Raw genomic sequence first — 26,356 nt, 5'->3', positions numbered from 1 at the left:
CGGCCCGAATTCTCCCTCCCGCGACGCCTCGCATTGAGTGCCGGACAAGCGTACCGGTGCGCCCGGAACAGGGTCATAAGCCGGGCACTGTCACTATTCGCACAACGAAGTGCGGTGTCAACGTGAATGGGTTTTTTATCTATAAGAGACCGACTTGCCCTCGCCGTTTGCGTTGTTTAGCTTCACGGCAACTGAAGGGGGAATGATGGCTCAAGTCGCGATCCGCAATGTGGCCAAGGCGTTCGGAACCGTCAAGGTTCTGCACGATGTCAGCGTCGACATCGCCGACGGACAGTTCGTGGTGCTGGTCGGGCCTTCCGGCTGCGGCAAGTCCACGCTGCTGAGGATGGTGGCCGGGCTGGAAACGGTTTCCGGCGGCACCATCGCCATCGGCGAGCGCGTCGTCAACCATTTGCCGCCGGCCAAGCGCGACATCGCCATGGTGTTCCAGAACTACGCGCTCTATCCGCACAAGACGGTCGAGCAGAACATGGCCTTTGCTCTCAAGCTGCGCAAAACTGATCCGGCGGTGGTCACTGAGCGGGTCAAGCGCGCCGCCGACATCCTCGACCTCAACCCCTACCTCAAGCGCTATCCGCGCCAGCTCTCGGGCGGCCAGCGCCAGCGCGTCGCCATGGGTCGCGCCATCGTGCGCAACCCGCAGGTGTTCCTGTTCGACGAGCCGCTCTCCAATCTCGATGCCAAGCTGCGTGTCCAGATGCGCACCGAGATCAAGGAACTGCACCAACGACTGAAGACCACCACCATCTACGTCACCCACGACCAGATCGAGGCCATGACCATGGCCGACAAGATCGTGGTGATGCGCGACGGTCGCATCGAACAGGTCGGCGCGCCGCTGGAATTGTTCGACCGGCCGGCCAATCTGTTTGTCGCCGGCTTCATCGGCTCGCCCTCGATGAACCTGCTCAAGGGCGTCGTGCGCAAGGGCGACAAGCCCGTCGTCGAGATCGCCGGGACGCCGTTCCCGATCGCATCGAGCAATACCGTGGAAGATGGCCGCAATGTCGTCTACGGCGTGCGGCCCGAGCATCTCGAAATCCATCCAGATGGTGTCCCAGCGAAGATTTCGGTGGTCGAGCCGACCGGTTCCGAGACTCTCGTGTTCCTGCGCTTCGGCGAGGGCGAGATGGTGGCGCTGTTCCGTGAACGCCACGAGTTCAAGCCGGGCGACACACTGCACCTGAAACCGCGGCTCGACCAGGTGCATCTCTTCGACGCAGAGAGCGGCAAGCGTCTCTGATTTCGCCCAGCAAACTTCGCGAGGAATACCATGCTCAAAGGAATCAATCCGCTGCTCAATGCCGATGTGCTGCAGGCGCTGCGGGCGATGGGCCACGGTGACGATCTGATTATCGCCGATACCAATTTCCCGTCCGATTCGGTGGCGCGCCAGACCGTGCTTGGCCGGCTGCTGCGCATCGATGCGTCGGCGGCCGATGTGGTCAAGGCGGTACTGTCGCTCTATCCGCTGGACACCTTCGTCGACGACGCGGCCGCGCGCATGGAGATCGTCGGCAAGCCGGACGACATTCCCGCCGTGCAGCAGGAAGTGCAAAAAGAGATCGATGCCGCCGAGGGCAAGGCCTGGCCGATGATCTCGGTCGAGCGCTACGCCTTCTACGAACGCGCCAAGAAGGCCTATTGCGTCATCCAGACCGGCGAGCGCCGCTTCTATGGCTGTTTTGCGTTCCGCAAGGGCGTCGTGCCACCGGATGCGGAGTAGCGGCATGCCGGCGAAACCGATCGTCATGAAGCCGGTTGTCATATTGGGCGTCTTCGTCGCCGATACGGCCTACCGCGCCGCCCGCCAGCCGCGCATGGGCGAGACGATCCTGGGCACGTCCTTCACGCTCGGCCCCGGCGGCAAGGGCTCGAACCAGGCGGTGGCGGCCGGCCGGCTCGGCGCCGATGTCACCTTCCTTACCCGCCTCGGCGTCGATCCCTTTGCCGAGATGGCGAGACAGACCTGGAACGCGGCCGGCGTGAAGAGCGCTGTCATCGACACACCGGAAAGCTACACCGGTGCCGCCTATATCTTCATCGAGGAGACGAGCGGCAACAACGCCATTATCGTCAGTCCCGGCGCGGCCATGCTGATTTCGCCCGCCGATATCGAGGCAAATGCCGAACTGATTCGCGCGGCCGGGGTCTTCGTCACCCAACTCGAACAGCCGATCGAGGCGGCGCTGCGGGCGCTGGAGATCGCGCGCGGGGCAGGGGTGACCACCATCCTCAACCCGGCGCCGGCGGCCAAGCTTCCGGACCGCATCTACACGCTTTGCGACTATGTCACGCCGAACGAGACTGAGGCCGAGGAACTGACCGGCATCAAGGTATCCTCCATTGACGATGCCCGCCGTGCCGCCGACAGCCTGCTTGAGAAGGGCGTTGGGGCGGTCATCGTGACGCTTGGCGAAAACGGTGCGCTGCTGCACACGGCCGATCGTTCCGAGCATGTCGCAGCGGTCGCCGCCGGCCCGGTGGTCGAGACCACAGGCGCTGGCGACGCCTTCAACGGCGGCCTGGCTGCCGCGCTGTCGAGGGGGATCGAACCTCTGGAAGCGGTGCGCTTCGCCTGCGCCGTCGCCGGCATCTCGGTGACGCGCCCGGGCACCGCGCCGTCCATGCCGACGCTGCAGGAAGTCGAGGCGCTGCTCGCCGAGGGGTGAAGCCCGGCACTGCGGGATGAGACTGTAAGCGGGAGCGAATGGGTTAGACCCGACTCTTGTCCGAGAAGCTATTGTCTTCTGGCTCGACCACAAACAGGCGGGCAGGTCGATGGATGAGGATCAATGCCAGAATTCGAAAGGAATGGACCTAGACTGGGTCACGAAGAAGATGATTTTTGACAAATCAACGTCGACATTTCTCCGACATCAAGGGGACGTGACCCCAAAGGAGAAATGGCGCGAGTGACGGGGCTCGAACCCGCGACCTCCGGCGTGACAGGCCGGCACTCTAACCAACTGAGCTACACCCGCGCATGGACGAGCACGTGTCAGCCGTGTTCGTCGTTGGGGCGGTGGATAAGGGGTAACCCACCGGGTGTCAAGCGGACCCGGACAGCATAACAGCAAACAGGAGAAGGTTTTTTGACAAGCCGAACTTTGTTGCCGAAACCGGCTCCCGGCCAAGCCACTCGCCGCTCATTTGGCCTTGCGAAGCCGGCCCTAACTGCTTAAAGGTCCGGCCCGGGGCGGGCGATTAGCTCAGTTGGTAGAGCGCTTCGTTTACACCGAAGATGTCGGCGGTTCGAGCCCGTCATCGCCCACCATTTTCCTCGATGTGTTCAGTTTGGGCTACACCGCTCAAGCTGATCGCCCAGGTGAGACGCGTCCGACCACTGTGCTACTCGGACTTTGGTCTGATTCAAACTGTCTTTCCGCAGGGACTTAAGTCTGATCTGCTTGCCTCTCATGAGGGAAACGATTGCCGAAAGCTACAACTTGCAGTATCTCAATTGCGTATGGGCATGGGCGGGAGCGAAAATATTCCTGGATGGCTTGCGAGTCATCTTCCGGACGATCCCGTGATCGCAGGAGATCTCGCGGATAAGATATCGAAGGAAGCTGAAAAAAACCGGCTTCCAGGCGAACGGGTTGTGAAGACAACCCGTAACGAAGAAGACACCTTCAAGAAAGAACAAGTCGAAGCTTATCCCGACGCCGCGGTTGCAGGAGTCTTTGCCAGCGGTTCATTCCTCGCCCTGTTGGTATTAGCCATTTATCTGCTTTATGTGCTCTCGATTGTGGCCGGGGGAACGGTCGTGGATGTTCCCTTGCCGCCCATACTGAACTAGTAGACGCTCCGCCAACACTCGGATTAGCCCCGCACCGTGTTGATGCTGGTGACTTTCGTGTCTGCGGTGGAGCACGCGACGAAGGTTTCGTTCCCGCGGCAAAGGTGTTCACGCGGGCAACTGGCTGCTGCAGAACGGCAGCATTGTACTTCCATAGGCCTCCCGGTTCTTTGCAACTTGGGCGATTGGCTTGTCGCAGATCAGCCTGCAATCGCCGGAGCGTGAGCAATCCGTTTCGCCACATAAACACAACGCTTTGATGAATCAGCGTCCTGCACCACCTCAAATCCAATCGCCTTGTAGAACCTTAGCGCGCCATCGTTCTCCGGCATGACTTCGAGGTGGATGCCGGTCGAGCCGCTCGCGGCAAGGAACTGCTCGAGGAAAGCCATGGCGCGCCTGCCGATGCCTCTTCCGCGCGCCTGCGGCAAAAGGTCGATGTGGCCGTGCGACGGATAGGCCGCCAGTGCAGGCGGAACAGCGAAATCGGGGTGGTGGATCCGGTGCCGCGCCCAGTCGCTGCCGCGCCAGCGTGAGCTGTCGGGTTCGGGGTCGGTCACACGCCGCTGAATCTCCGGGTACCATTTTGATGCCAGGCTGGCGTTGAAAGCAACGGTGTCGGCTGCGCCAAGCAGATAGCGGCGGCACCTGAGGGGCCGTCGACTATGAAGGCCAGTTCGGGTTCGAGCACCTGGTAGGGAATGGTGAAGAGCAGGCCGAGCAGGTCCGGGTCGTCCTCGCGGCCGCTGGCGTCCTTGCCGGCGTCGCCGGTCTTGAGACAGATTGCGGCAAGCGCTGCACGATCGGCGGCGGTCGCCCGGCGCAGGAAGAAACCGCCGCCGAAATCGACGATCATGGCGGCAGCAGCCGGAAATCCTTGCCCTCGGGCAAAAGCTGCCCGCCGTCGACGATAATGGTCGTGCCGGTGATGTAGCTGGCGTCGTCGGAGGCCAGGAACAGGAAGGCATTGGCCACGTCGCGCGGGCTGCCGAGGCGGCCGAGCGGGATGGCGTCTTCCATGTTCTTGATGAAGGCCGCACCGCGATGCCGCTCTATGCCTTCGGTGAGGATGTTGCCGGGCTCGACGCCGTTGACGGTGATGCCGTAGCCGGAGAATTCGAGCGCAGCCGAACGGATCAGCCCGTTGATGCCGGCCTTGGTCGCCGAATAATGGCCGTGGCCGGGACTGGTGACATGCGGGCCGGTGATCGAGGAGGTGAACAGCATGCGGCCAAAACGCTGTGCCTTCATCGGCACCAGCGCCGCGCGTGCGGCGACAAAGCTGCCGCGCAAATTCACCGCCATGACCCGGTCCCAATCGTCGGGACTGGTGTTTTCCAGCAATTGCCAGGGATAGATGCCGGCATTCTGGACCATGATGTCGAGCCGGCCGTGATGCGCTAGCGCCAGCGCCACGGCGGCTTGCGCATCGGCCATCTGTGAAATGTCGGTGTGTATGAAGGCGGCGCCGAGCTCGTCCGCAGTCGCTTGCCCGGCCTCAACCTCGGTATCGGCCAGGACAAGCGTCGCGCCCTCTTCGGCAAAGCGTTGTGCGATGCCCTTGCCGATGCCGCGCGCACTTCCGACGATCAGCGCGACCTTACCTTCCAGACGGCCGGTCATGCGAGCCTCTGGCGGATGGTTTGCTTGAAGGCGTCGAGCAGCACGGCGGCGAGGACGAGCAGGCCGTGGATCACCTGGGTGAAGTTGGCCGGCAGGCCCATCAAATTAATCGCCGTATTGATGGCGGAGAGCAGCAGCACGCCGGCATAGACACCGGGCAAGGTGCCGACGCCGCCCTTAAGGCTGACGCCACCGATGACGACCGCGGCGAAGGCGTTGAACAACAGGCCGACGCCCAGATTGGCGGTGGCGCCGGAGGTACGGATTGCCAGCAGCCAGCCGGCAAGGCCGGCGATGGCACCGGCCAGAACAAAGGCTATGACCAGGTTGCGATTGACGCGGATGCCGGCGCGGAACGTCGCCGTCTCGTTGCCGCCGATCATGACCAGGTGCCTGCCAAAGGGCGTCTTGGCCATGATCAGCGAGAACACCACGAAGCACGCAATGGCGATCCAGGCCGTCAACGGCAGGCCGCCCAGGCGCTGGATGCCGAACCAGCGGATTGCCGGCGCAAGGTCTTGTGCCGAGCGGCCACCGGAGATGACCAGCACCAGGCCGCGTACCCAGATGTAGGAGGCCAGCGTGATGATGAAGGCGCTCATCTTCACCCTGACCACCAGATAGCCGTTGAAAGCGCCGATGAGGCCGCCGACGGCAAGCGCGATGAGCAGCGAAACCGGAACCATCAGCCATTGCGGCTGCAACTGGATGCCAAGGCCGATGCCCGACGAGCAGAACAGGATGCCGACCGCCATGGCGCTGAGCGCCGCCACCGATTCGACCGACAGGTCCATATGGCCGGCGATGATGACCAGCGCCAAGCCGATCGACATGACGCCGAGCACGCTCGAGGCCTCGATGATGTTGGCGAAGATGCCGAGCTGAAAATAGTTCGGGATGAGGATGGAAAAGACCACCAGCACGAAGACCAGCATGAACCAGACAAGATTGTCGAGGATGAACTCGAGGGTTTGGCGCGTGCGAGGGTTCATCTGCGGATCCGGTTGGCGCATGACCCGAAGAACCACTCGGTCGTCGGAAAGATCAGGCGCGGTTGAAAATTGCTGCAGCATTCCCGTGCGCGTCCGTTTGAACGCACCGGGCTGCAGGGCTGGGCTCCGGGCCTGCGTGGCCCGGAGCTTCTGGCGAGTTCGCTATTCGACCGGCTTTATGGTTTCGGCCGGCGGCTTCATGTTGCCCCAGAAGGCTGGGTTATCGACATTTTCCTTGGTGATCGCAGCGCCGGGGATCTTGATGTTCGGCCCCCACGCTTCCTTGGTCAGGGTCGATTTCAGGCCAAGCACATCATATTCGCCGGGCTTGATCTCCTGCTTGTTGACCACCTTGTCCATGAACATGGCGACCGCCGCGGCCTGGGCGTAGAGCGGCTGCTCGACTTCGACATTGAGCCAGCCCTTGCGGATCAGGTCGAGGCCGACCGGAGCGCCGTTCGAACTCATCAGCATGACGTCGCCCGGTTTCTTGCCGGCGGCCTCGAGCGAGGCGACGGCAGCGACCGAAAGATGCGCGGCGTGGCTGAAGATCAGGTCGATGTCGGGGTTGGCGAGCAGCTGGTCGTTGACGATGGTCCCGGCTGCATCCGCCGCCCATTGCATGGCCGGCAGGGAGATGATCTTGACGTCCGGGAACGCCTTCATCTTCTCCTCGAAACCCTTCTGGATATCGAGCGTATAGGGATCGCCCGGATCGCCGAGCACCTGCAGGATCTTGCCTTTCACCGAGCCGTTCTTCGCGGTCAGGAGTTTTTGCGCCTGGTCGGCGGCGACGTAGCCGATCTCGACGGTTCCGGCCACCGAGGTGAAGTCGGACGGCGTCGAGGTGATCTGGCGGTCGAACTCGACGACCGGGATGCCGGCGGCACGGGCGGCCTCGATCGACGGTTTCAGCGCATTGAAATCGACGGCGGCAAGGATGATCGCCGCCGGCTTGAGCGCGATGACGTCGTTCATCTGCGATTGCTGAGCGTCGGTCTTATTGTCGGCGTTCAGCGTCTTCATCTCGTAGCCGACCTGCTTCAGGAACAATTCCAGCGCGCTCACCGAGCCGGTCTGGAACTCATCGAGCAGTGTCGGCACCATGTAGTAGACGGTGCCCTTGGACTGAGCGAATGCCGGCGTGAGCGTGGCAAAGGCCAGTGCCAGGATACCGAAGACGGAAAGAAGTATTTTCTTCATGTCGTTCGCTCCTCTTGCGCCGGACCCCTCATTTGTCCCTCAGCTCGCCGGTCCGGCACCGGCAAGCGTCTCTCCGGTGATCATGTTGATCACCGCGTCGGGACTTGTTTTGTTGCGTGCGACATCGCCAGCCACGACGCCTTGCCGGATCACCACGATCCGGTCGGCGACCTGGAAGGCCTGTTGCATGATATGGGTGATGATGACGACGCCGATACCCTGGCTCGCCACCTGGCGGATCATGTCGAGGCCGCGCCGCGTCTGCTCGACGCCGAGCGCTGCGAACGGCTCGTCGAGAAGCACCAACTTGCCGCCAAAATGCACGAACCGGTTGAGCTCGATGGCCTGCCGCTGACCGCCGGAGAGGTGCTCGACATTGGTGCGAAGCGAGGGAATGCGGGTGCCGGCGCTGGCCAACGCCTTTTGCACCACCTGCTCCATGGCGCGCTCGTCGAGCACCGGAATGCCGAGAACCTTCCTGGTGATCTCGCGGCCCATGAAGAAATTGGCGACCACGTCGACATTGGTGCAAAGCGACAGGTCCTGGTAGACGGTCTCGATCCCCGCGGCCTTGGCCTCGGCGGGGGATTTGGCGAGGAATTCCTTGCCTTCGAACAGCATGCGGCCGGAGGTCGGCTCGAGCCCGCCGGCAATGATCTTGACCAGCGTCGATTTGCCGGCGCCGTTGTCGCCGAGCAGCGCCACCACTTCGCCCTTGCCGATAGAAAAGCTGATGCCTTTCAGTGCTTCGATGGCACCGTAATTCTTGGCAACGTTATCGAGCACCAGCAGCGGTTCGCTCATGCCGCGATCCCCTTGTTATGCAAGAGATCCCGCCCGCGTTCGCGTTCGGCGGTGAAGATCTGGCCGAAGCGTGGCGAAAGCACCCCTGAGACGGCAAGCGCTGCGGCGCCGCGCAACACCGCATGCTGGCCGCCGCGCGCGACGCTGACGCGGGGCGTCGTGCGGTCGCTTCGCGCCGAGACCGAGTTGGGCAGGTGCGCAGCTGCGCCGGCCAGTCTTTCGAGCAGGTCGGTGGACGCCAGCCCGCCAAGGATGATGGTTTCGGGGTCGAACAGGTTTTCGATGATGGTGATGGCGTTGCGGAAGATCGGCGCGATCTCGCTCACCCAGTCGGCGTCGGCGACGTTGCGGCGCCGCAGCGCCTCGAGCGAAAGATACCGTTCGAGGCAGCCGCGATTGCCGCACGGGCAGGGCTCGCCGCCCGGCACCACGGGAATGTGGCCGATTTCGCCGGCATTGCCCCAGGCGCCGCGCAATGCGGCTCCGTCATGCACCATGACGCCGCCGAGGCCGACACCGAAATAGAGATAGTAATATTCGGAATAGGCCGTGCCGAGGCCATAGAGGCGCTCGCCGATGGCAGCCGCCGCCATGTCGGTTTCGAAAAAGGCCGGCAGCCCGGTCGAGGCGGCCAGCCGCTCGCGCAGCGCCACATCCTTCCAGCCGGTCATGGTGGTCGGACCGACAAAGCTCATGGACTCCACGCCAAACGGCCCGGGCAACGCCATGCCGATGCCGAGGACGCGGCCACCGGGCCGCAGTGCTGTCAATTCGAGTACCATGGCGCCGATCAGCTCGAAGGCGTGGTCGGGCGTTGCATTTGGGGCCTCGCGGTAGCTGCTCTCGATGACATCGCCGCTGAGGTTGATCAGCGCGGCATTGATGCCCAGCGGGGTGACGTGAATGCCGACGGCATAGCCGCCTTCCGGATTGATCCGCAGCGTTGCCGGGGGCAGGCCGCGCCCCTTGGGCTCTTCGCGCAACGACAGCACGTAACCGTGCTCTTCCAGCTCGCGAACGATGGTCGACACCGTCTGCACGGTGAGCCCGACCCGCCTGGCAATGTCGCCGCGGGCGATCGGCCCGTGAAGGCGGATGGATTCGAGCACGATGCGCCGATTATACGGCCGCCCGAACTCCTGATTGGTTCCCCGCAGTGCCATGCCTTGTGCCCTCGAGAGAGGCCAGACTGGCACTGAAGATTTATTCAGTCAAATGGAATTCAAAAATAAATTTACAGCCCGCGCCTGGCGGATGGCCGCTCGACGGAATGGTCAATAGCGGATGGCACGGCGCTCCAGCAGAACCACGATTGCGAACATCGCGATCGACAAGGACGACGACAGCACGATCGCCGCATAGAGCCGGTCCGACTGATAGTTGAAGGTCGCCTGGATGATGAGCGCGCCGAGGCCCTTATCCGACCCGATCCACTCGCCGACAATGGCGCCGATCACGGCCGTGGCCGAAGCGATTCTCAGCGAGGAGAACAGCATCGGCAATGCTCTTGGCAGGCGCAGGCTCCAGAAGATCTCCCAGCGCGTAGCCGATAGCACCCGGAACAGTTCGTGCTCGTTGTCGCTGGCCGAGTCCAGCCCGCGAATCATGTTGACCAGCGTCGGGAAGAAGCAGATCACCGCCGCGATCACGATCTTCGGCGTCATGCCGAGCCCGAAGATCAGGATGATGATCGGCGACAGCGCCAGGATGGGAATGGTGTTGAAGAACAGCACGATCGGAAAATAGGCGGCCTGCAGGATGCGGCTGTGCACGAACAGCACCGCCAGCAGCACACCGGCAAAATTGCCGATGACAAATCCCGCCAGCGCCTCGATCAGCGTCGGCCAGAGATTGCTGAGTAGCAAAGCAAGACTCTTCCGGAACACGCCTGATATGGCCGTCGGCGTCGGTACGATATAGGCCGGCACGCCGAGCCATGGCAACAGGAACTGCCAGGCGAGCAGGATCGAGGCCGCGCCAAAAACGGGCAGGGCGACGGCCAGCGCCGATGGCAAGGGCGCCTGCCTCATGAGGCCTGTTCCAGCGCGCCGCGCAGTTCGGCCATCGCGGCAACGATCGCCGGATCCTCGCGCGAACAGCGGTTGCCTGCCTGCTTGAACGGCCGCATGTCGAGGTCTCTGGCCAGGCGGCCCGGATTGGCGGCGAGAACGATGACCCGTTCTCCGAGATAGGCGGCTTCGGCGATCGAATGAGTAACGAAAAGGATGGTCGCGCCGGTGCGCCGCCACAACGACAAAAGCTCGTCGTTGAGGCGGTCGCGGGTGATCTCGTCCAGCGCACCGAAGGGCTCGTCCATCAAAAGCAGCCTGGGTTGCCCGAGCAGTGACCGGGCGATCGCCACGCGCTGGCGCTGGCCGCCGGACAATTGGTGCGGCAGACGCTCACCGAACCCGGCAAGCCCCATCAGATCAAGCAGCTCGTCGGTTCGATCGTCTATTGTCCGGGTAAGCCGGCCTTGTCCGACGTCGAGCGGCAGGCGGACGTTGTCGCGCACGGTGCGCCAGGGCAGCAGGGTCGAGTCCTGGAAGACGAAACCGACATCGCGCCGCGAACGGACAGCATGCGGTGTGTCGCCAAGCACGCTGATCGAGCCGCCGAGCGGATCGAGCAAGTCGGCCACCACCCTGAGGAACGTCGACTTGCCGCATCCCGAAGGTCCAAGGATCGACAGGAAGGAGCCGGCCTCGACCGACAGGTCGAGACCGGAGAGCACTTTCACCACCGGCTGCCGGCCGCTATAGCCGACATCCAGCCTGCGGGCCTCGATCGCGTTCGCCATCAAGCCGCGGGCGCGTCGAGCTTGGGTCGGTCGGCGGCCGACAATTCGAGTACCTTGGTGGTGTAGACATCGGCTGCCGCGGGCCGGCCGTTCGGGTATTGGCCGACCTTGTCCAGCAGCGCCAGCTGCTCCTCGATCGAGGCGGGATCGAAGGTTCCCCATCCGTCCTTGGCGGTTGCACCGTCAAAGGAGAGTTTCAGCACCAGATTGATCGTCTTCTGCTCCCAGCCAAGGTCCATTTCCGGATAGGCTTCGACCATCTTCTTGACTGCTTCCTGCGGATTGGCGTGCACCCAGCCCCAGCCCTTGGCGACGGCGCCGATGAATTTCGCCAGCATTTCCGCATCCTGTTCGATCGCTGTGTCGGTAGCGAAATAGACGTCGGCATAGGAGTTCAGCCCGAGATCGCGCACCAGAAGATCGATCCGGTCGTCGCCGACGACGCTCAGCGCCTGGGTGTTGGTGATCCATCCGCCAATCGCGTCGACGTCGCCGCGCACCAGCGGCGCCTTGTCGAAGCCGACATTGACGACGGTGACCTCGGACGGATCAATACCGTTCTTGGCCAGGATCTCATCGATGACGAAGCGCGCCGTCGGCTGGATGCCGATCTTCTTTCCCTTGAGATCGGCCACGCCGCGGATCGGCTTGGCAGGCTTCGAAGTGAAGGCATAGGGACCGGTGCGGAAGCCGCAGGCGATGATCTTCACGGGCACGCCGCTGGCACGCGCCGCGTAGAGCTGCGGCGTTTCGGAAAACTGGCCGAGTTGTGCGGCGCCCGAAATCACCGGCGGCACCGTCGCCGCATTGGGACCGCCCGGGCTGAATTCCACCTCGAGGCCCACCTCCTTGAAATAGCCGTTGGCGACGGCTGCGATGTCGCCGATCTGTCCGTTGGACATCAGCCAATCATACTGGATGACGACCTTTCCGGCAGCCTTGGCGCCCGGCGTCAGCACGAGCTGCATTCCGGCCGAAGCTGCCGCGACGGCGGCGAAGCCGGCTTTCACGAAGCTGCGGCGGTTCATGTCGTAGTCTCTGTTCCCACTCATTTTTCGCTCCTGTTGCAAGACGTTCTCGTCTCTTCATTGCGCGCCGTTCCCGTGGCGCGGCGTCGTCTACGGCTGTTCGTCGTGATAGTCGCCGGGGCCGCCGTCGAGCCAGGCGTATAGTTCCCAAAGCGTGTCGTCGGGATCGGTGAAATATGCGCAGCGCGCGTTCCAGACATAATCCTCCGGCGGGCCGTAGAAGGGCACGCCCTTGGCTGCCAGTTCGCCATGGAGCCGGTCGATCTCGCCGGGCGCGTCTAGCCTGACCGCCACGCAGACCTTGTGCGCCTGGCGCGGCGATCTCAACTTCGAGACGCCGGTGTGCCGGTTGATGTGATCGATCTCCCATGCCGCCAGCGTGACGCCCTCGCCATGAAAGTCGGCAAAGCCCTCGGCGCGACGCCGCAGGCGGAAGCCGAGTTTTTCGACATAGAATTCAACCGTCCGCTCGATATTTTCGACGAGCAGGCAGACGTCCGAAATCGCATATGCGCCTCCGACCGGCATGGCTACCTCCCTGTGCTGTGCGCGGCGCGCGATGCTGGCAGCTTGACGCCGACGCGGTCGGCGGCGCCGACGATGTGGGCGCGCATCGCCGCCTCGGCGGCCGTGGGATCGCCCGCGACCAGCGCCTCGTAGATGCGCACATGCTCCCCGACATTGACTTCGACCAGGTCGTGCAGCGGATTGGTGAGGCGCGCGTAGTGGATCGAGCGGCGGATCTGCTCGCAAACGAAGGAGATAAAGGTGTGGATGTAATTGTTGCCGGTCGCCCGCGCGATCTCGCGATGGAACAAAAGGTCGGCGTCGATGCTGCCTTCTTCCCAGCGCTCCTCGCCGCCCATCCGGTCTAGCGCCGCCTTGATTGCGTCGAGGTGCTCCTGCCGGCGCCGTTCGGCGGCGAGCGCAGCTGACTCGGCTTCCAGTATGCAACGCAGCTCGAACAGCCGCTCCATATTCCCGGTCGCTTTCAGCGCCTCGCCATCGATCCGGATCGAGGCGCGCTGCTCCGGCGCCAGCACGAAGGCGCCGACGCCTTGCCGGGCTTCGATCATGCCATCGGCCCTGAGTTGAGCGATCGCCTCGCGCACCACATTGCGACTGACGCCGAATTTTTCCGAGAGCTGCTGCTCGGTCGGCAGCCGCGTGCCCGGATTGAGGTCGCCGGATTCGATCTCGCGGCTGAGGAATGCGGCGACGCGATGCGGCAGCGCCTCCACCGTGCCGATAGCGGCCAGTCTTTGCTTCATGGAAAGGTCTCCATTGGTGGCAGCAGGCAGCCGGGATTCATTGACCCCTGAGGGTCGATCGTTGTTTTGAGGGCCGTGATGAGCCGGCGATGGGCAGGCGCCAGGCCGGCCCAGAAAGTGCGATGACGGGTGCGGCCGATACCGTGCTCGGCGCTGATCGAGCCGCCAAGCGCGCCGACGATCTGGTAGAGTCCGGCGGTGATCTCCGCGCCCTGGGCACGAGCTTCACCCTCGGCGAGCCCAAGCGGTGGCAGCACGTTGAAATGGATGTTGCCGTCGCCGGCATGACCATAGGCCTGCGGCAGCCAACCAGGATGTTCCAGCGCCACCAATTGGCGGGCCTGATCGATGAGGGCAGGGATGTCCGATATCCTGACCGCAAGGTCGGTGCGCACATGGTAGCCGCGTCTTGCCTGGCCCTCGACCAGCCCTTCGCGGATCGCCCAGAAGGCCCTAGCCTGTGCGACGCTTTCAGCAAGGACGGCCTCGGCAACCAGACCGCTCTCAATGGCTCCGGCCAGGAAATCGACCAGCATGGAGCGCAGATCGACCGTAGCACTTGCGGAGAGTTCGATCAGCACGTGGACGGGAGCTTCGACCGGCGAAACGATGTTGGCATCGATCAAGCGCGCGAGCGCGATGCACTCCGATCCAATGATCTCGAAGGCCGAAATCAGATCGGATGAGGCCCGGCGAGCCTGCCGGAACAGGGTGATGGCCGCTTCGAACGAAACGAGACCGAGATAAGCGGTCTCGACCCGGGCCGGTTTCGGAAACAGCTTGAGCTCGACGCCGGTGATGATGCCGAGCGTTCCTTCGCTGCCGATGAAGAGCTGCTTCAGGTCGTAGCCTCGATTGTCCTTGCGCAGGCCGGAAAAGCCGCTCCACAACTCGCCATCGGGCAGGACGACTTCGAGGCCGAGGATGAGATCGCGCGCCATGCCATAGCGCAGCACGTTGGTGCCGCCGGCATTGCTGGCCGCATTGCCGCCGATCTGGCAGCTTCCCTGCGCGCCGAGCGCCAGCGGAAACAGGCAATCCTCTGCTTCTGCCGCATCCTTGATGTGCTGCAGGATGCAGCCGGCATCGGCCTGGAGGACGAAATTGTCGGCATCGACGAGACGGATGCCGTTCAACCGCTCCAGGCTGACGATTACCGCGCCACGGGTGTCAATGTCGATTGCGCCCGCCACCAGCCCGGTGTTCCCGCCCTGTGGGATGATTCCGAGCCCGAGCGTGCCGCAGAGCCGCACCACAGCCTGGACTTCGCTGACCGAAGCAGGCTTCAGCACTGCAAGGGCTCGGCCGCGATGATCCCCGGACCAGTCCAAAAGGTATTTCGCCATGCCGGCAGCGTCAGCAGCCACGCCGCTTTGTCCGACAGCGCCCTCCAGAGCATTCAGAATTTCAGGCGGGATACCATAAACGGTCATTACAAGCCTGCTGGACTAAGGCATAGGCTTATACATATCATCCTACAACTGCGCCCGAGTCAACGCTGTGGGGCAGAGGCCCTCAAGGGCTGGAGCCGAATGTTTGCTGGGGAGAATAGAGCGAAGGGCGATCGCCCGAGGTGAGGCCGCCTTGGCCTGGCTGCGCCGGCCCGATGCCGCTCAATTGCTGGGTCGTCTGAGGAGCAGCCCGGCTCCTAGAGATACCGCTCGACCTTCTTGCCGACGGTCAAAAACCGCAGCGGGTCGATCGCCTCGCCATTGTGGCGAACCTCGTAGTGCAGATGCGGGCCGGTCGAGCGGCCGCTGTTGCCGGTCTTGCCGATGATGTCCCCGGCATCGAGCTTCTGGCCGACGGCGACGTCGATTTTGCTGAGATGTCCGTAACGCGTCACAAAACCGTTGCCGTGGTCGACCTCGACCATGCGGCCGTAGCCGCCGTTCCAGCCGGCCTTGACGACGACGCCGGCTGCCGTGACCTTGGCCGGCATGCCGACCGGCGCCCTGAAATCCATGCCGGAATGCAAGGCGGCCGTGCCGAGGATGGGGTCGGTGCGCACGCCGAACGGGCTGGTGACGCTATGGCCGGGGGCGGGGTTGGCGAGCGGCAGCCGGCGCGCCTCCTTTTTCAGATGATCCAGCGCGTCAAGCGCCTCGTCCAACTCCTTGACCTTGCTGTCAAAGACCAACGAACTGTCGAGCGGTATCAGCGGGCCGCCGACATCGCTCTTTTCGAATTCGCTGTCGACCGGCAGGCCGGCGGCCTCGAGCGCCTGCGAGATCGCGTCGGCGCTCTTGTAGGCATTGTCGGCAAGTGCCGCGATGCGGGTGAGCTGCTGGCTCTCGATGGTCTTCAGCGAGTTGTTGATCGAAACGAAGAGCTTGTCTGCCCGGTCGGCCGCGCTTTCACTCGGCAGCGGATTGGCGCGGGTCGACCACAGCGAGAACGGCCTCGTGTCGTTGCTGGCAAGGGGCGCAGCAAGGCTGGCGACGGAATAGGCCATCGGCTGGATGCTGCCGGTCGCGTCGGCATGTTCGTCCGGCTTTGCCGTCGGCACGGGCGGCGTTGCGACCTCATTTTCGGCTCGTTCGAGGATCGGGCCGAGGCGGCCGTGACGCAGGCTGAGCTGGCTCTGCCGTTCCAGCAACTCGCTGACCTTGGTTTCCATCAGCTGCTGATCGAGAAGCTGGCGGCTGGTGATGCGGTCGACCTGGCCGCGCAATGCCGAGATGCGGTCTTCATAGGCCTGCTGCATGCGCGCCTGCCGCGCCGTCGTGGCGCCGATCAGGTCGTCGCGCAGCACCAGATAAGAGGTCGCCAGCAGGTAGCCAATGACGATCGCCGCCAGCGCCGAGCCGCAAAATGCGGCCAGCCACGGACGTATGGTGAAATGCCTTATCTGGTCGCCCCGGGCGATGATGACGGTGTGGGGCTCTCTGCGTCTGCCGAAGACCGCTGACTGACTGGCTACGTTCACGGGACCAAGCTTTCGTTACGACACCAACGACGAGCCTGATTACACATTATTAGGGTTAACAAAGTTTTGCCGGACCGAACGACGGGCAAAGGTATTCGCGCAAAACGGGCATCGAATTGCAGCGGCGTGCCGCAGCTCTCAAAGGGCGCGAACCGCCTCCAGCACCGCTTCGGCGTGGCCTTTGACGCGGACGTTACGCCAGATCCTGGCGATGCGTCCGTCCCGGCCGACCAGGAACGTCGCCCGCTCGACGCCCATATAAATGCGGCCGTAGAGCTTCTTTTCGACCCACAAATGGTAGGCCTCGATCACCTTGCGCTCTTCGTCGGCGACCAGGTCGATGCTCAGATCGTATTTCGCCTTGAACTTGTCGTGCTTCTTGACGCTGTCCGGCGACAGCCCGATGACGACAGCGCCGGCCTTTTCGAATTCCGGCTTCAACTGCGAAAAGCCGATCGCCTCGCTGGTGCAGCTTGTGGTGTCGTCCTGTGGGTAGAAATAGAGTACGATGGGTTTTCCCAGCAATGCGGCGAGGCTGAGTGAACCGCCGCCGTCGCGCGGAAGATCGAATTGCGGCGCAACATCGCCCACGTCGAGGTCAGCCATACCGATGCCCTTGTTTGAGGTTACGCGCCAGGCTGCATCGATATAATGTCGAGCGGGGATTCGTCCACGATCGAATTCGTTTCAACGGAAGATTGCGTGGATCAGGAGCTACCGCAGCACGAGAAGATCAGGTTCAGGCGTGACGAGATCACCGACCTGGGAACCTTTCCGTCCGCGTGCCGCGTCCCGCCGCTCGGCCAGGCGTCGATCGGTCGCGGCGTTCGTTTGATGGCGCGGCTGTTTGCCGGCCTCGTCGCCCTTGTGCTGCTGGCTGCGGCCGGTGTCTATGTGATCGGCGTGTCCGGTTTCGGCTCGGAGCGGCTTCGCGCGGAAGCCGAGACGGCAATCGAGAAATTGGCCGGCTTCGATGTCGATGTTGCCGTCGGGCCGGCCCGGCTGACGCTTGACGGGTCGAGCTTCATTGCGCTGCAGGTCAGCGACGTCAGCCTCAAGACCGCCGACGGCAAACCGATGGCCGATGCCGGCCGGGTCCGCTTCGGCATCCGGCTCATCCCGCTGCTTTCGGGCGAGGTGCGGCTCACCAGCGCCCGGATTTCCGACGCGCACATCGTCATGGCGGCAATGCCGTCCGGCGGCGACTGGACGGCCGGGCTGCGCAACCAGGACGGTCTCATCGATCCGGAAAAACTTTCCGTCGCCGTCTTCGCCAACGTCAACCGCGCGCTCGATGCGGTGCGCGAGGATTCGGTGCGCCAGATCGATCTGCGCAACGTCGAGCTGGCACTGCCCGAGACCGGATCGGTCAAGTCGGTCACCATCGCCGACGCCTCCGTGTCGCAGTCGGGACCGGGAAGCATGGAGTTTTCATCCGACGCGGATGTCGACGGCAGGGCGCTCACCATCGCCGCTTCCGCCACCCGCGATCCGGCGACGCGACGCATCGCCACGCTGGACGCCAGCATCCAGGCGGCGGACGCCCACACTGCGGCGGCAGGTGGCAAATTGGGCGCGATCGCCTTGAAGCTGGCGGGGTCGGAAGCGGCCGGCGACAACGGTTCGCGGCTGACCGCCGCCCTGTCGCTGACCGGATCGGTGCTCGACCTCGGTTCGCGCGGCCTGCTTCCGGCCGACGTCGATCTCGATGCAACGCTCGTCGCCGGCTCGAACAAGATCCAGGTCGACGGATTGCTGGTGAAGACCGGCCGCTCGACCTTCGATTTTGCCGGTTCGATCGGGCCCAAGCCGGCGACCGGCACAGCGGGCGAGGAGCCATCCTATCGCTACGACCTGACCAGCGACGGTTCGACCTTGGCGCCGTCGGATTCGCCGGAACCGGCGCTCAGCTTCATTGCCCGTATTGCCGGCGTCTACCAGCCGACGAGCCAAAAGCTGGTCGCCGAGCAGATCGGCGTCCGGTCCGGACCGGGCAGCGAAGTGCTGGGCACGGCTTCGGTTTCATTCGTCGCCAACCAGGCGCCGGGCATATCGGTGGCGCTTAACGTCCACGACATGCCGGTCTCGCACGTCAAGCAATTATGGCCGTGGTTTTCGGCGCGCAATGCCAGGCTGTGGGTGCTTAAGAACCTGTTCGGCGGCCGCGTCGTCGATGGCAGCCTGCAATTCCAGGTCGTACCCGGGCGGCTTGGCAACGGCGTGCCGCTTTCCGCCGATGAAGTCTTCGGCCGTTTCCAGGTCGAAGGATCGCGCTTCGACACGGCCGGCCGCATTCCGCCGATCCGCGATGCCGTCGGCGTTGTCGGCTTCCACGGCAACGACGTCGACGTCGCGCTGTCCTCGGGCAGCGTCTATATGCCGAGCGGCCGTACCGTGGCGGCAAGCAACGGCACGCTCACTGTCAAGGCGGCGAACCATCCGCCGGTGATCGGCGCGCTCGACATCGATGTCGCCGGTGAGGCGCCGGCAATCGCCGAGCTGGCATCCTATGACCCGATCAACGCCATGCGCCATGTCGGCCTGCTGCCGGATGACCTGTCCGGCACGGTGACCGGTCACGTCAAGGCGGATATTCCGCTGCAGTCCGGCGTCGACTCCTCCAAACTCGATTGGCTGGTGGCGCTCGACTACAAGGATCTGTCGCTGGCCAAGCCGTTCGAGGGCCAGACGGTCAGCCATGCCGACGGCTCGATCACCGTCGCGCCCGACCGGGCGGTGATCTCGGCCAAGGCGCTGCTCAACGGCATTCCGGCCGAGCTCGACCTGATCGAGCCGCTCAGGGATGGCGGCCCGCCGCGCAGTCGTAAAGTAGCGCTGGTGCTCGACGACAAGACCCGCGCCACCGCCATGCCCGGCCTGTCGACGCTGCTTTCCGGAACCATCAAGGTGGCGATCGACAAGAGCGGCACTGGCAACCAGAACGTGTCGGCCGACCTGACCAATGCCAGGCTGGACATTCCCTGGGCCGGCTGGAGCAAGGGCCCCGGCATTCCCGCCAAGGTCACCTTCGCCATGGCGAAGACCGGCGACACCACGACGCTGTCCAATTTTGAACTCGACGGCAAGACCTTCTCCATCGACGGCAGCGCGGTGCTGGTCAACGGCGCCTTGTCCTCGGCCCGGTTCAGCAAGGTCACGTTGAACAGGGGCGACGACGTCGCCGTCTCGGTGAAGCGGTCGGGCAAGGCCTATGCGGTCGAGGTTAGCGGCAGCGCGCTGGACGCACGCTCGCTGATCAAGCAATTCACGTCCGACGTCGACACCGCCACCAAGACCACCGGCGTCGATGCGATCTCGGTCAGCGCCGACGTCAGTTCCCTGACCGGCTTCCATGACGAGGTGCTATCGAATCTGAAGCTCGACTACAGCGCCGCCGGCTCCAGGGTGAACGGGCTCAAGGTGAGCGCCACGGCAGATTCGGGAGCCGCTATCACCATCAGCAATACGACCGGCGGCGGCCTGCGCGCGCTCAACATGAAGTCGGCCGATGCCGGTGCCATACTGCGCTTCCTCAACATCTACGAGCACATGGAAGGCGGCTCGATCACGCTGGCACTCACCGGGGCCGGCGACGGGCCGATGAAAGGCCAGGTCGACGCCAAGAACTTCTTTATCGTCAACGAGCCGAAGCTCGCCTCGATCGTGTCGACGACGCCGGCTGGCGACAGCCGTAGCCTCAACGAGGCGGTCAAAGGCAATCTCGACACGTCGAGGGTGAAATTCGAGCGCGGTTTCAGCGAAATCGAGAAGGGCAGCGGCTATCTGAAGCTGCGCAACGGCGTGCTGCGCGGCTCGCGCATCGGCACCACCTTCCAGGGCACGCTCTACGACCAGAACAACAATATGGACATCACCGGCACGTTCATGCCGGCCTACGGCGTAAACCGCATCTTCGGCGAACTGCCGCTGATCGGCGCGCTGCTCGGCAACGGTCGCGACCGCGGCCTGATCGGCGTCACCTACAGGCTCAAGGGCAACGCCAACAAGCCCAACCTGGAGGTAAATCCGCTATCCGTGATCGCGCCCGGGATATTCCGGTCGATCTTCGAGTATCGTTGAGGCGGCCAGGGTAGGCGGGCAGGGTAGGCGGGTGAACACCGACGCTCTGTAGTGATCCTTCGCGCCCCCCTCTGTCCTGCCGGACATTTCCCCCACAAGTGGGGAGATTGGCAGCTTCCACGCTGCGCTCTTCCTGCAACGTTGTAGATTGGCGAAAGCCGGCGCGAAAGCCGATCTCCCCCCTTGTGGGGGAGATGTCCGGCAGGACAGAGGGGGGCGCTGTCCCCCCGGCACCAACGGTTGCGCGTCAAACCGGCCGCACCAGAACGTGCTTCTTCTTGCCGAGCGACAGCTTTGCGACATTTTCCAGGCCCATATCCTGCAGCGTCACCATCCTGCGATCGTCGGCAACGAGCTGGTCGTTGAGGCGCACGGCGCCGCCCTGGATATGCCGCCGCGCCTCGCCGTTTGACCCAGCCAGCCCGGCGGTGACGAACAGCGACAATATTCCGACGCCGGCTTCGAGCTCGGCCCTGCCCACCTCGACGGTCGGCAGTGTTTCGGCGAGCGCGCCTTCCTCAAATGTCTTGCGCGCCGTTTCGCTGGCCTCCTCCGCCGCCTCGCGGCCATGCAGCATGGCGGTGATTTCGGTGGCGAGGATCTTCTTGGCCTCGTTGATCTCCGAGCCGCCGAGCCGTTCGAGGCGCGCGACCTCGGCGAGCGGCAAGGTCGTGTAGAGCTTCAGGAAACGGCCGACATCGGCATCCTCGGTATTGCGCCAATATTGCCAGAACTCGTACGGGCTCAACATCTCCGCATCGAGCCAGACCGCGCCCGAGGCCGACTTGCCCATCTTGGCGCCGGACGAAGTGGTGAGCAGCGGCGTCGTCAGCGCATAAAGCTGCGCGCCTTCCATGCGGTGGCCGAGATCGATGCCGTTGACGATGTTGCCCCACTGGTCGGAGCCGCCCATCTGCAGCCGGCAGCCGAGGCGCTTGTAGAGCTCCACGAAGTCGTAGGCCTGCAAGATCATGTAGTTGAATTCGAGGAACGACAGCGACTGCTCGCGGTCCAGCCGGAGCTTGACCGAATCGAAGGCCAGCATGCGGTTGACCGAAAAATGCCTGCCGACATCGCGCAGGAAATTGACGTAGTTGATATCCATCAGCCAGTCGGCATTGTTGATCATGACGGCGTCGTTGGGGCCGCTGCCGAATTTGAGGTAGGGAATGAAGTTGCGGCGGATGCCGGCCAGATTGTTCTCGATGTCCTGCGGCGTCAAAAGCTTGCGCGCCTCGTCCTTGAACGACGGATCGCCGATCATCGAGGTGCCGCCGCCCATCAGCGCGATCGGCCGGTGGCCGGTCTGCTGCAACCAGTAAAGCATCATGATCTGGATCAGCGACCCGGCATGCAGGCTCCTGGCGGTCGCGTCGAAGCCGATATAGGCGCTCACCGTTTCCGTGGCGAAAAGCTGGTCGAGGGCGGCATCGTCCGAGGTCTGGTGGATGAAACCGCGCTCGCTCATCGTGCGCAGGAAATCGGATTTGAAGGCGGACATTTTTCTTTCCTGAAAGGCTTCCGGCCGAACGTGGCTCGGCTATGCATGAAGGCGGGCGTTTAGCACTCAAGCGCGATCAGCAAAAGTGGAATCCGGTTTTAGCGCGCCCTCTTCCCTTCTCCCCTGTGGGAGAAGGTGGACTGGCGCGCAGCGCCAAGACGGTTGAGGGGTGCTGGACAGAGCGCGGTTGGTGCCAAGCTGGAGCACCCCTCATCCGTCGCCTTCGGCGACACCTTCTCCCACAAGGGAGAAGGGAGAGCCGCGCGTCGCGAGACAAGCGGCTCTCCCCGGAACGGGTAACGTGAGAGGCCATCCAAACCTGAAGCGATCATCCTTCACTTCCGGCGCGCCTGCTTGCGTCCTCGTTTCGGCTGGCGTAATGAGGCGCCGCACCAGCGGGCCTCATCCGCTGGACCGCGCGGCATCGATCGAATGCCAAATCCTGTGACAGAGTCGAGATGCCGGAGATATCCATCGTCATTCCTTGCCGGAACGAGGCGGCGAACCTGCCGCTTCTGCTCGACGAGATCGGCGCTGCCATGGCTGGGCGCGACTTCGAGGTCATCGTCGTCGACGATGGCTCGACCGACGACACGCCTTCGGTCCTTGCCGCTCAGGCGGCGCTTCGCGCGTTTCCGCTGCGCCACCTCAGGCATGCGAAATCCGCCGGCCAGTCGCTCTCGGTACGCTCGGGCGCCTGGGCAGCGCGCGGCGATATCATCGCCACCATCGACGGCGACGGCCAGAACGATCCCGGCTATATCCCAGTGTTGATCGACGCGCTCCGGCAGGCTGGTCCCGACGTCGGGGCTGCGCAGGGACAGCGTCTGAAGCGCCGCGACAGCAAGATCAAGCAGCTGGCGTCGCGTTTCGCCAACGGGCTGAGAAAGGCCATCTTGCATGACGAGACGCGGGATACCGGCTGCGGCCTCAAGGCGATCCATACCGATATTTTGAGGAAATTGCCGTTCTTCGACGGCACCCACCGCTTTGTTCCGGCGCTGGTCATCCAGGAGGGCTACCGCGTCGTCCATTGCGACGTCGTCGACCGCTCCCGCCGCCACGGCAAATCGAATTACGGCATCTTCGATCGCGGCCTGCAGGGCGTGCTCGATCTTGCCGGCGTCTGGTGGCTGCGCCGCAGGCGCCGCAGAATGCCCAAAGTAGAGGAAATCAGGCATGGGTAACGTGCTTCAGGAATTGGCGACCTGGCTTCACGATGTTTTCGTCAAGCAATTCGATGCCTGGGTCCTGCTCGGCTTCGTCGCCCAGTTCTTCTTCACCATGCGCTTTCTGGTGCAGTGGGTGGCGTCGGAAAAGGCCAAGCGCAGTGTCGTGCCGATCGCCTTCTGGTTTTTTTCGCTGTTCGGCGGCGGCCTGCTGCTGATCTACGCCATCCAGCGTCAGGATCCGGTGTTCATCGCCGGCCAGGCCATGGGCCTGTTGATCTATATCCGCAATCTCTGGCTGATCGCCAACGAGCGCAAGGCGGCGATGACCAAGGTCGATTGAGCCCGCAACCGGCCTAAGCCGATCGAGATTACTTGCCGTCCAGCCCGCCGTAGGACCTTACCAGTTCGATCATATCGGCCGAGTTGACGGTCTCGCTCTCGAGCCCCTCGGCGACGCCGACGCGGTCGGCGGCCGGCCGGTTCTGGCTGACTTTCCATTTGCCGCTGATTTCGGTGATCGCGATCTCCAGGCCGACAATGCCCTTGATCTGGGACTGGATGAAGGGGGCCGGCGCATCGGTCACCGCCCACGGCGCCGCGCGATTGCCCTCCTGCGACATCGTCAGATCGGAAATCTGCTCGGCCAACCAATCCTGGTCTTCGATCACCTTGACGATGCCGCGCACCTGGACGATGGCGTAGTTCCAGGTCGGTACCACCTTGCCGGTTTCACGCTTGGTCTCATACCAGGACGGCGTCACATAGGCATCGGCGCCCTGGAAGACGACCAGCACCGGCGCCAGGGGATTGTCGGCCAAAAGCCGCCATTGCGGATTGGCCTTGGCCAAATGGGCGCGCAGCCTGCCGTTCGGCGGCACATCGGCGTCTAGAAGAAAGGGAATTGCGTTGGCGACCGGCCCCTCGGTGCCGTTCGACACCAGCAGGCCAAGCGGATGCGCCCGGATCAGCCCGTGCAGGACGTCCGGCCGTGTTTCCTGGAAGTGAGGCGGTTGGTACATCGCCGACTATCTCAGCCGCTTCGGCCGTGGGTCGGACAGCTCCCCGGCCAGCCGGCGATCGAGATAGTCCGCGCATTCCTCGATCAAAAGCTCCGCATGGTTGGCAAAGAAATGGTTGGCGCCGGGCAAGGTCTTCTGGGTGATGGTGATGCCCTTTTGCGTGTGCAGTTTGTCGACCAGGCCCTGCACGTCCTTTGGCGGCGCGACCTTGTCGGCGTCGCCATGGATGATCAGGCCGGACGACGGGCATGGCGCCAGGAACGAGAAATCATAGGTATTGGGCTGCGGCGCGATCGAGATGAAGCCTTCGATCTCGGGCCGGCGCATCAAGAGCTGCATGCCGATCCACGAGCCGAACGAATAGCCGGCGACCCAGCAGCTCTTGGAATCTGGATGCAGCGACTGCACCCAGTCGAGCGCCGCGGCGGCGTCAGACAACTCGCCGGTGCCGTGGTCGAATTCGCCCTGACTGCGGCCGATACCGCGAAAATTGAAGCGCAGCGTGGTGAAATTGCGCTTCTGGAACATGTAGAAGAGGTCGTAGACGATCTTGTTGTTCATCGTGCCGCCGAACTGGGGGTGCGGGTGCAGGACGATGGCAATCGGCGCGCTCTTTTCCTTCGAGGGCTGATAACGACCCTCCAGGCGGCCGGCCGGACCGGTGAAAATGACCTCAGGCATGAAATACTCCACTTGGCATAAATTGCGCGGCGCCCGGAACAACTTTTCCTCTGGCCTTGACGCAGGGCGAGCGTCTTTCTAGAAGCTAGTTTAGAATTGTTCAAAACTGGGCGGCCAAAAACTGTGGCTCGGCCACCCGCGCCGCAAGCCGCGTAAATAGGACGTCTTGCCTTGCAATTTCAAGGAAATAACGCGCTATCTTCGCGAAACGGCTTTTGAAGGGACCAGTTGGACGGAAATGGCCGGAGCACGCGCATATCTCGACTACAACGCCAGCGCGCCGCTGCTTGCCTCGGCGCGCGCGGCCGTGGTCGCTGCGCTCGACGTCGCCGCCAACCCGTCCTCGGTCCATGCCGAGGGCCGCGCTGCACGGCGGCTGATCGAGGATGCCAGGCGCGAGGTGGCGCGACTGGTCAGCGCCAAAGCCGAGCATGTCGTGTTCACCTCTGGCGCTACGGAAGCGGCCTCGACGCTGCTGACGCCGGACTGGCAGATGGGGCGCGGCGCCATCCGCATGAGCCGGCTTTACGTGTCCGAGGCCGATCATCCTTGCCTGCTGAATGGCGGGCGCTTCCCGGCCGCGCAGCTGACGCGGATCGGCGTCGACGCCGATGGCATCGTCAGGTTCGACGCCTTGGCGGCAGCGCTCGGTGCGCATGACAAGGCCGACGGCTTGCCGCTGGTAGCCATCCACGCCGCCAACAGCGAGACCGGCGTGATCCAGCCGGTTGGCCGCATTGCTGAAATCGTCAAGGCGGCGGGTGGCATCCTGGTGGTCGATGCCGTGCAGGCGGCCGGCCGCATTCCGCTCGATATGTCAACGGGTTACGCCGATTATCTGATTCTCTCCTCGCACAAGATCGGCGGCCCCAAGGGCGTCGGCGCCATTGTCGCGGCGTCGGACTTGATGATGCCGAAGCCGCTGGTCAGCGGCGGCGGCCAGGAAAAGGGCCATCGCGGCGGCACCGAAAACCTGGCGGCGATTGCCGGGTTTGGCGCGGCGGCGCGTGAGGCGCTTGCCGGCTTGCAAACGATCGATGCGGTGCGGCAACGTCGCGACGAAATCGAGGCGATCGTGAAAACGCTGGTTCCGGATGCCGAATTCTTCGGGACCGGCGCGCCAAGGCTTGCCAACACCACATTCTTCGCTATTGCCGGCATCAAGGCCGAGACGGCGCAGATCGCCTTCGACCTGGCCGGTGTGGCGCTGTCGGCCGGATCGGCCTGTTCATCGGGCAAGGTCGGGCCTAGTCACGTGCTGAAGGCCATGGGTTATGGCGACAGCCTTGGCGCGTTGCGTGTGTCGATCGGTCACGCGACCGGCGCTGAAGACATCGAGCTGTTCCGTTCGGCGCTGGCGACGATCGTCGCGCGGCGGGCAAACAGGGAAAAGGCCGCCTGAGCGCGGCAACGTGACATTTGGGCCTTAC

26 protein-coding genes and 2 tRNA genes are annotated in these 26,356 nt (G+C 63.7%); 9 read left to right on the top strand and 19 right to left on the bottom strand.

The window, feature by feature from the left end:
* The first annotated feature begins 205 nt into the window (after positions 1 to 205).
* From NKH05_RS22280 to rbsK, 3 genes are read left to right on the top strand one after another with little or no spacing between them, the layout of a single operon-like run.
* Positions 206 to 1,264, top strand: coding sequence for an ABC transporter ATP-binding protein (locus tag NKH05_RS22280; protein ID WP_352857697.1), 1,059 nt, complete (start codon positions 206 to 208; stop codon positions 1,262 to 1,264).
* A 30-nt stretch (positions 1,265 to 1,294) separates the two neighbouring features.
* Positions 1,295 to 1,747: an RbsD/FucU family protein gene (locus tag NKH05_RS22275; protein ID WP_023674665.1), complete on the top strand. Its 453-nt coding sequence runs from the start codon at positions 1,295 to 1,297 to the stop codon at positions 1,745 to 1,747.
* Between the two features lie 4 nt (positions 1,748 to 1,751).
* Entirely contained in the window at positions 1,752 to 2,693 is a 942-nt protein-coding gene (rbsK, locus tag NKH05_RS22270; protein ID WP_352909316.1) for a ribokinase, read from the top strand.
* 235 nt (positions 2,694 to 2,928) lie between these two features.
* On the opposite strand, the gene NKH05_RS22265 is transcribed toward rbsK, so the two are convergent.
* A tRNA-Asp gene (locus NKH05_RS22265) sits at positions 2,929 to 3,005 on the bottom strand.
* Between the two features lie 217 nt (positions 3,006 to 3,222).
* Between NKH05_RS22265 and NKH05_RS22260 the strand changes: the two genes are divergently transcribed.
* Together NKH05_RS22260 and NKH05_RS22255 are read left to right on the top strand one after the other, a co-directional pair.
* Positions 3,223 to 3,298: transfer RNA gene (locus NKH05_RS22260), tRNA-Val, on the top strand.
* Between the two features lie 186 nt (positions 3,299 to 3,484).
* Positions 3,485 to 3,823 (top strand): hypothetical protein, encoded by a 339-nt coding sequence (locus NKH05_RS22255; protein WP_352495334.1) that lies wholly within the window; start codon positions 3,485 to 3,487, stop codon positions 3,821 to 3,823.
* 200 nt (positions 3,824 to 4,023) lie between these two features.
* On the opposite strand, the gene NKH05_RS22250 is transcribed toward NKH05_RS22255, so the two are convergent.
* The 15 genes from NKH05_RS22250 to NKH05_RS22180 form a co-directional block, all read right to left on the bottom strand.
* Positions 4,024 to 4,383 carry a GNAT family N-acetyltransferase gene (locus NKH05_RS22250; RefSeq protein WP_353026076.1) on the bottom strand — a complete coding sequence of 120 codons (360 nt, stop codon included), beginning with the start codon at positions 4,381 to 4,383 and terminating at the stop codon, positions 4,024 to 4,026.
* Positions 4,380 to 4,679 carry a hypothetical protein gene (locus NKH05_RS22245; protein ID WP_245278517.1) on the bottom strand — a complete coding sequence of 100 codons (300 nt, stop codon included), beginning with the start codon at positions 4,677 to 4,679 and terminating at the stop codon, positions 4,380 to 4,382. Before NKH05_RS22245 ends, NKH05_RS22250 begins: the two co-directional genes overlap by 4 nt.
* On the bottom strand, positions 4,676 to 5,446 hold the full coding sequence (locus NKH05_RS22240) for an SDR family oxidoreductase (RefSeq protein WP_352481192.1): 771 nt from the start codon (positions 5,444 to 5,446) through the stop codon (positions 4,676 to 4,678). The genes NKH05_RS22245 and NKH05_RS22240 overlap by 4 nt, the downstream gene beginning before the upstream one ends.
* A complete protein-coding gene (locus NKH05_RS22235; RefSeq protein WP_031193507.1) occupies positions 5,443 to 6,438 on the bottom strand; it encodes an ABC transporter permease in 996 nt (331 codons plus the stop codon). Before NKH05_RS22235 ends, NKH05_RS22240 begins: the two co-directional genes overlap by 4 nt.
* Positions 6,439 to 6,600: 162 nt before the next feature.
* On the bottom strand, positions 6,601 to 7,641 hold the full coding sequence (locus tag NKH05_RS22230; protein ID WP_352481191.1) for a sugar ABC transporter substrate-binding protein: 1,041 nt from the start codon (positions 7,639 to 7,641) through the stop codon (positions 6,601 to 6,603).
* A 39-nt stretch (positions 7,642 to 7,680) separates the two neighbouring features.
* Complete coding sequence (locus NKH05_RS22225) at positions 7,681 to 8,445, bottom strand: ATP-binding cassette domain-containing protein (RefSeq protein WP_023717343.1); 765 nt, start codon at positions 8,443 to 8,445, stop codon at positions 7,681 to 7,683.
* Complete coding sequence (locus NKH05_RS22220; protein ID WP_352495338.1) at positions 8,442 to 9,608, bottom strand: ROK family transcriptional regulator; 1,167 nt, start codon at positions 9,606 to 9,608, stop codon at positions 8,442 to 8,444. Before NKH05_RS22220 ends, NKH05_RS22225 begins: the two co-directional genes overlap by 4 nt.
* A gap of 111 nt (positions 9,609 to 9,719) precedes the next feature.
* A complete protein-coding gene (locus NKH05_RS22215) occupies positions 9,720 to 10,475 on the bottom strand; it encodes an ABC transporter permease (protein ID WP_023717344.1) in 756 nt (251 codons plus the stop codon).
* Complete coding sequence (locus tag NKH05_RS22210; RefSeq protein WP_023717345.1) at positions 10,472 to 11,245, bottom strand: ABC transporter ATP-binding protein; 774 nt, start codon at positions 11,243 to 11,245, stop codon at positions 10,472 to 10,474. The genes NKH05_RS22215 and NKH05_RS22210 overlap by 4 nt, the downstream gene beginning before the upstream one ends.
* A complete protein-coding gene (locus tag NKH05_RS22205) occupies positions 11,245 to 12,273 on the bottom strand; it encodes an ABC transporter substrate-binding protein (protein WP_023717346.1) in 1,029 nt (342 codons plus the stop codon). Before NKH05_RS22205 ends, NKH05_RS22210 begins: the two co-directional genes overlap by 1 nt.
* Before the next feature lie 90 nt (positions 12,274 to 12,363).
* On the bottom strand, positions 12,364 to 12,801 hold the full coding sequence (locus NKH05_RS22200) for a VOC family protein (RefSeq protein WP_023717347.1): 438 nt from the start codon (positions 12,799 to 12,801) through the stop codon (positions 12,364 to 12,366).
* 2 nt (positions 12,802 to 12,803) lie between these two features.
* On the bottom strand, positions 12,804 to 13,544 hold the full coding sequence (locus tag NKH05_RS22195; protein ID WP_353026073.1) for a FadR/GntR family transcriptional regulator: 741 nt from the start codon (positions 13,542 to 13,544) through the stop codon (positions 12,804 to 12,806).
* Positions 13,541 to 14,977: an FAD-binding oxidoreductase gene (locus tag NKH05_RS22190; protein ID WP_502913256.1), complete on the bottom strand. Its 1,437-nt coding sequence runs from the start codon at positions 14,975 to 14,977 to the stop codon at positions 13,541 to 13,543. The genes NKH05_RS22195 and NKH05_RS22190 overlap by 4 nt, the downstream gene beginning before the upstream one ends.
* A gap of 215 nt (positions 14,978 to 15,192) precedes the next feature.
* Positions 15,193 to 16,473, bottom strand: a complete 1,281-nt coding sequence (locus NKH05_RS22185) for a M23 family metallopeptidase (RefSeq protein WP_352481185.1) — start codon at positions 16,471 to 16,473, stop codon at positions 15,193 to 15,195.
* A gap of 138 nt (positions 16,474 to 16,611) precedes the next feature.
* Positions 16,612 to 17,079, bottom strand: coding sequence for a peroxiredoxin (locus tag NKH05_RS22180; RefSeq protein ID WP_023717351.1), 468 nt, complete (start codon positions 17,077 to 17,079; stop codon positions 16,612 to 16,614).
* 96 nt (positions 17,080 to 17,175) lie between these two features.
* On the opposite strand from NKH05_RS22180, the gene NKH05_RS22175 reads away from it, so the two are divergent.
* The gene (locus NKH05_RS22175) at positions 17,176 to 20,553 is read left to right on the top strand and encodes a hypothetical protein (protein WP_353026069.1); all 3,378 of its coding nucleotides are present in this window, start codon (positions 17,176 to 17,178) and stop codon (positions 20,551 to 20,553) included.
* A 247-nt stretch (positions 20,554 to 20,800) separates the two neighbouring features.
* Here NKH05_RS22175 and tyrS read toward each other — a convergent pair whose 3' ends face one another.
* On the bottom strand, positions 20,801 to 22,054 hold the full coding sequence (tyrS, locus tag NKH05_RS22170) for a tyrosine--tRNA ligase (RefSeq protein ID WP_352495789.1): 1,254 nt from the start codon (positions 22,052 to 22,054) through the stop codon (positions 20,801 to 20,803).
* Between the two features lie 458 nt (positions 22,055 to 22,512).
* Here tyrS and NKH05_RS22165 point away from each other — a divergent pair, with 458 nt between their 5' ends.
* Positions 22,513 to 23,241, top strand: a complete 729-nt coding sequence (locus NKH05_RS22165; protein WP_352495790.1) for a glycosyltransferase family 2 protein — start codon at positions 22,513 to 22,515, stop codon at positions 23,239 to 23,241.
* Positions 23,234 to 23,566, top strand: a complete 333-nt coding sequence (locus tag NKH05_RS22160; protein WP_023674681.1) for a lipid-A-disaccharide synthase N-terminal domain-containing protein — start codon at positions 23,234 to 23,236, stop codon at positions 23,564 to 23,566. Before NKH05_RS22165 ends, NKH05_RS22160 begins: the two co-directional genes overlap by 8 nt.
* Positions 23,567 to 23,594: 28 nt before the next feature.
* On the opposite strand, the gene NKH05_RS22155 is transcribed toward NKH05_RS22160, so the two are convergent.
* Positions 23,595 to 24,245: an FMN-binding negative transcriptional regulator gene (locus NKH05_RS22155; RefSeq protein ID WP_352495791.1), complete on the bottom strand. Its 651-nt coding sequence runs from the start codon at positions 24,243 to 24,245 to the stop codon at positions 23,595 to 23,597.
* A gap of 6 nt (positions 24,246 to 24,251) precedes the next feature.
* Entirely contained in the window at positions 24,252 to 24,926 is a 675-nt protein-coding gene (locus tag NKH05_RS22150) for an alpha/beta hydrolase (protein WP_023717356.1), read from the bottom strand.
* A 238-nt stretch (positions 24,927 to 25,164) separates the two neighbouring features.
* Between NKH05_RS22150 and NKH05_RS22145 the strand changes: the two genes are divergently transcribed.
* Positions 25,165 to 26,328, top strand: coding sequence for a cysteine desulfurase family protein (locus tag NKH05_RS22145; RefSeq protein ID WP_353026066.1), 1,164 nt, complete (start codon positions 25,165 to 25,167; stop codon positions 26,326 to 26,328).
* Positions 26,329 to 26,356: the final 28 nt, after the last annotated feature.

It is taken from the genome of Mesorhizobium sp. M1399 (assembly GCF_040317735.1).
Lineage (GTDB): Bacteria > Pseudomonadota > Alphaproteobacteria > Rhizobiales > Rhizobiaceae > Mesorhizobium.
The sequence above is the reverse complement of the archived record's forward strand: the minus strand, read 5'-3'. Positions and strand labels throughout refer to the sequence as shown.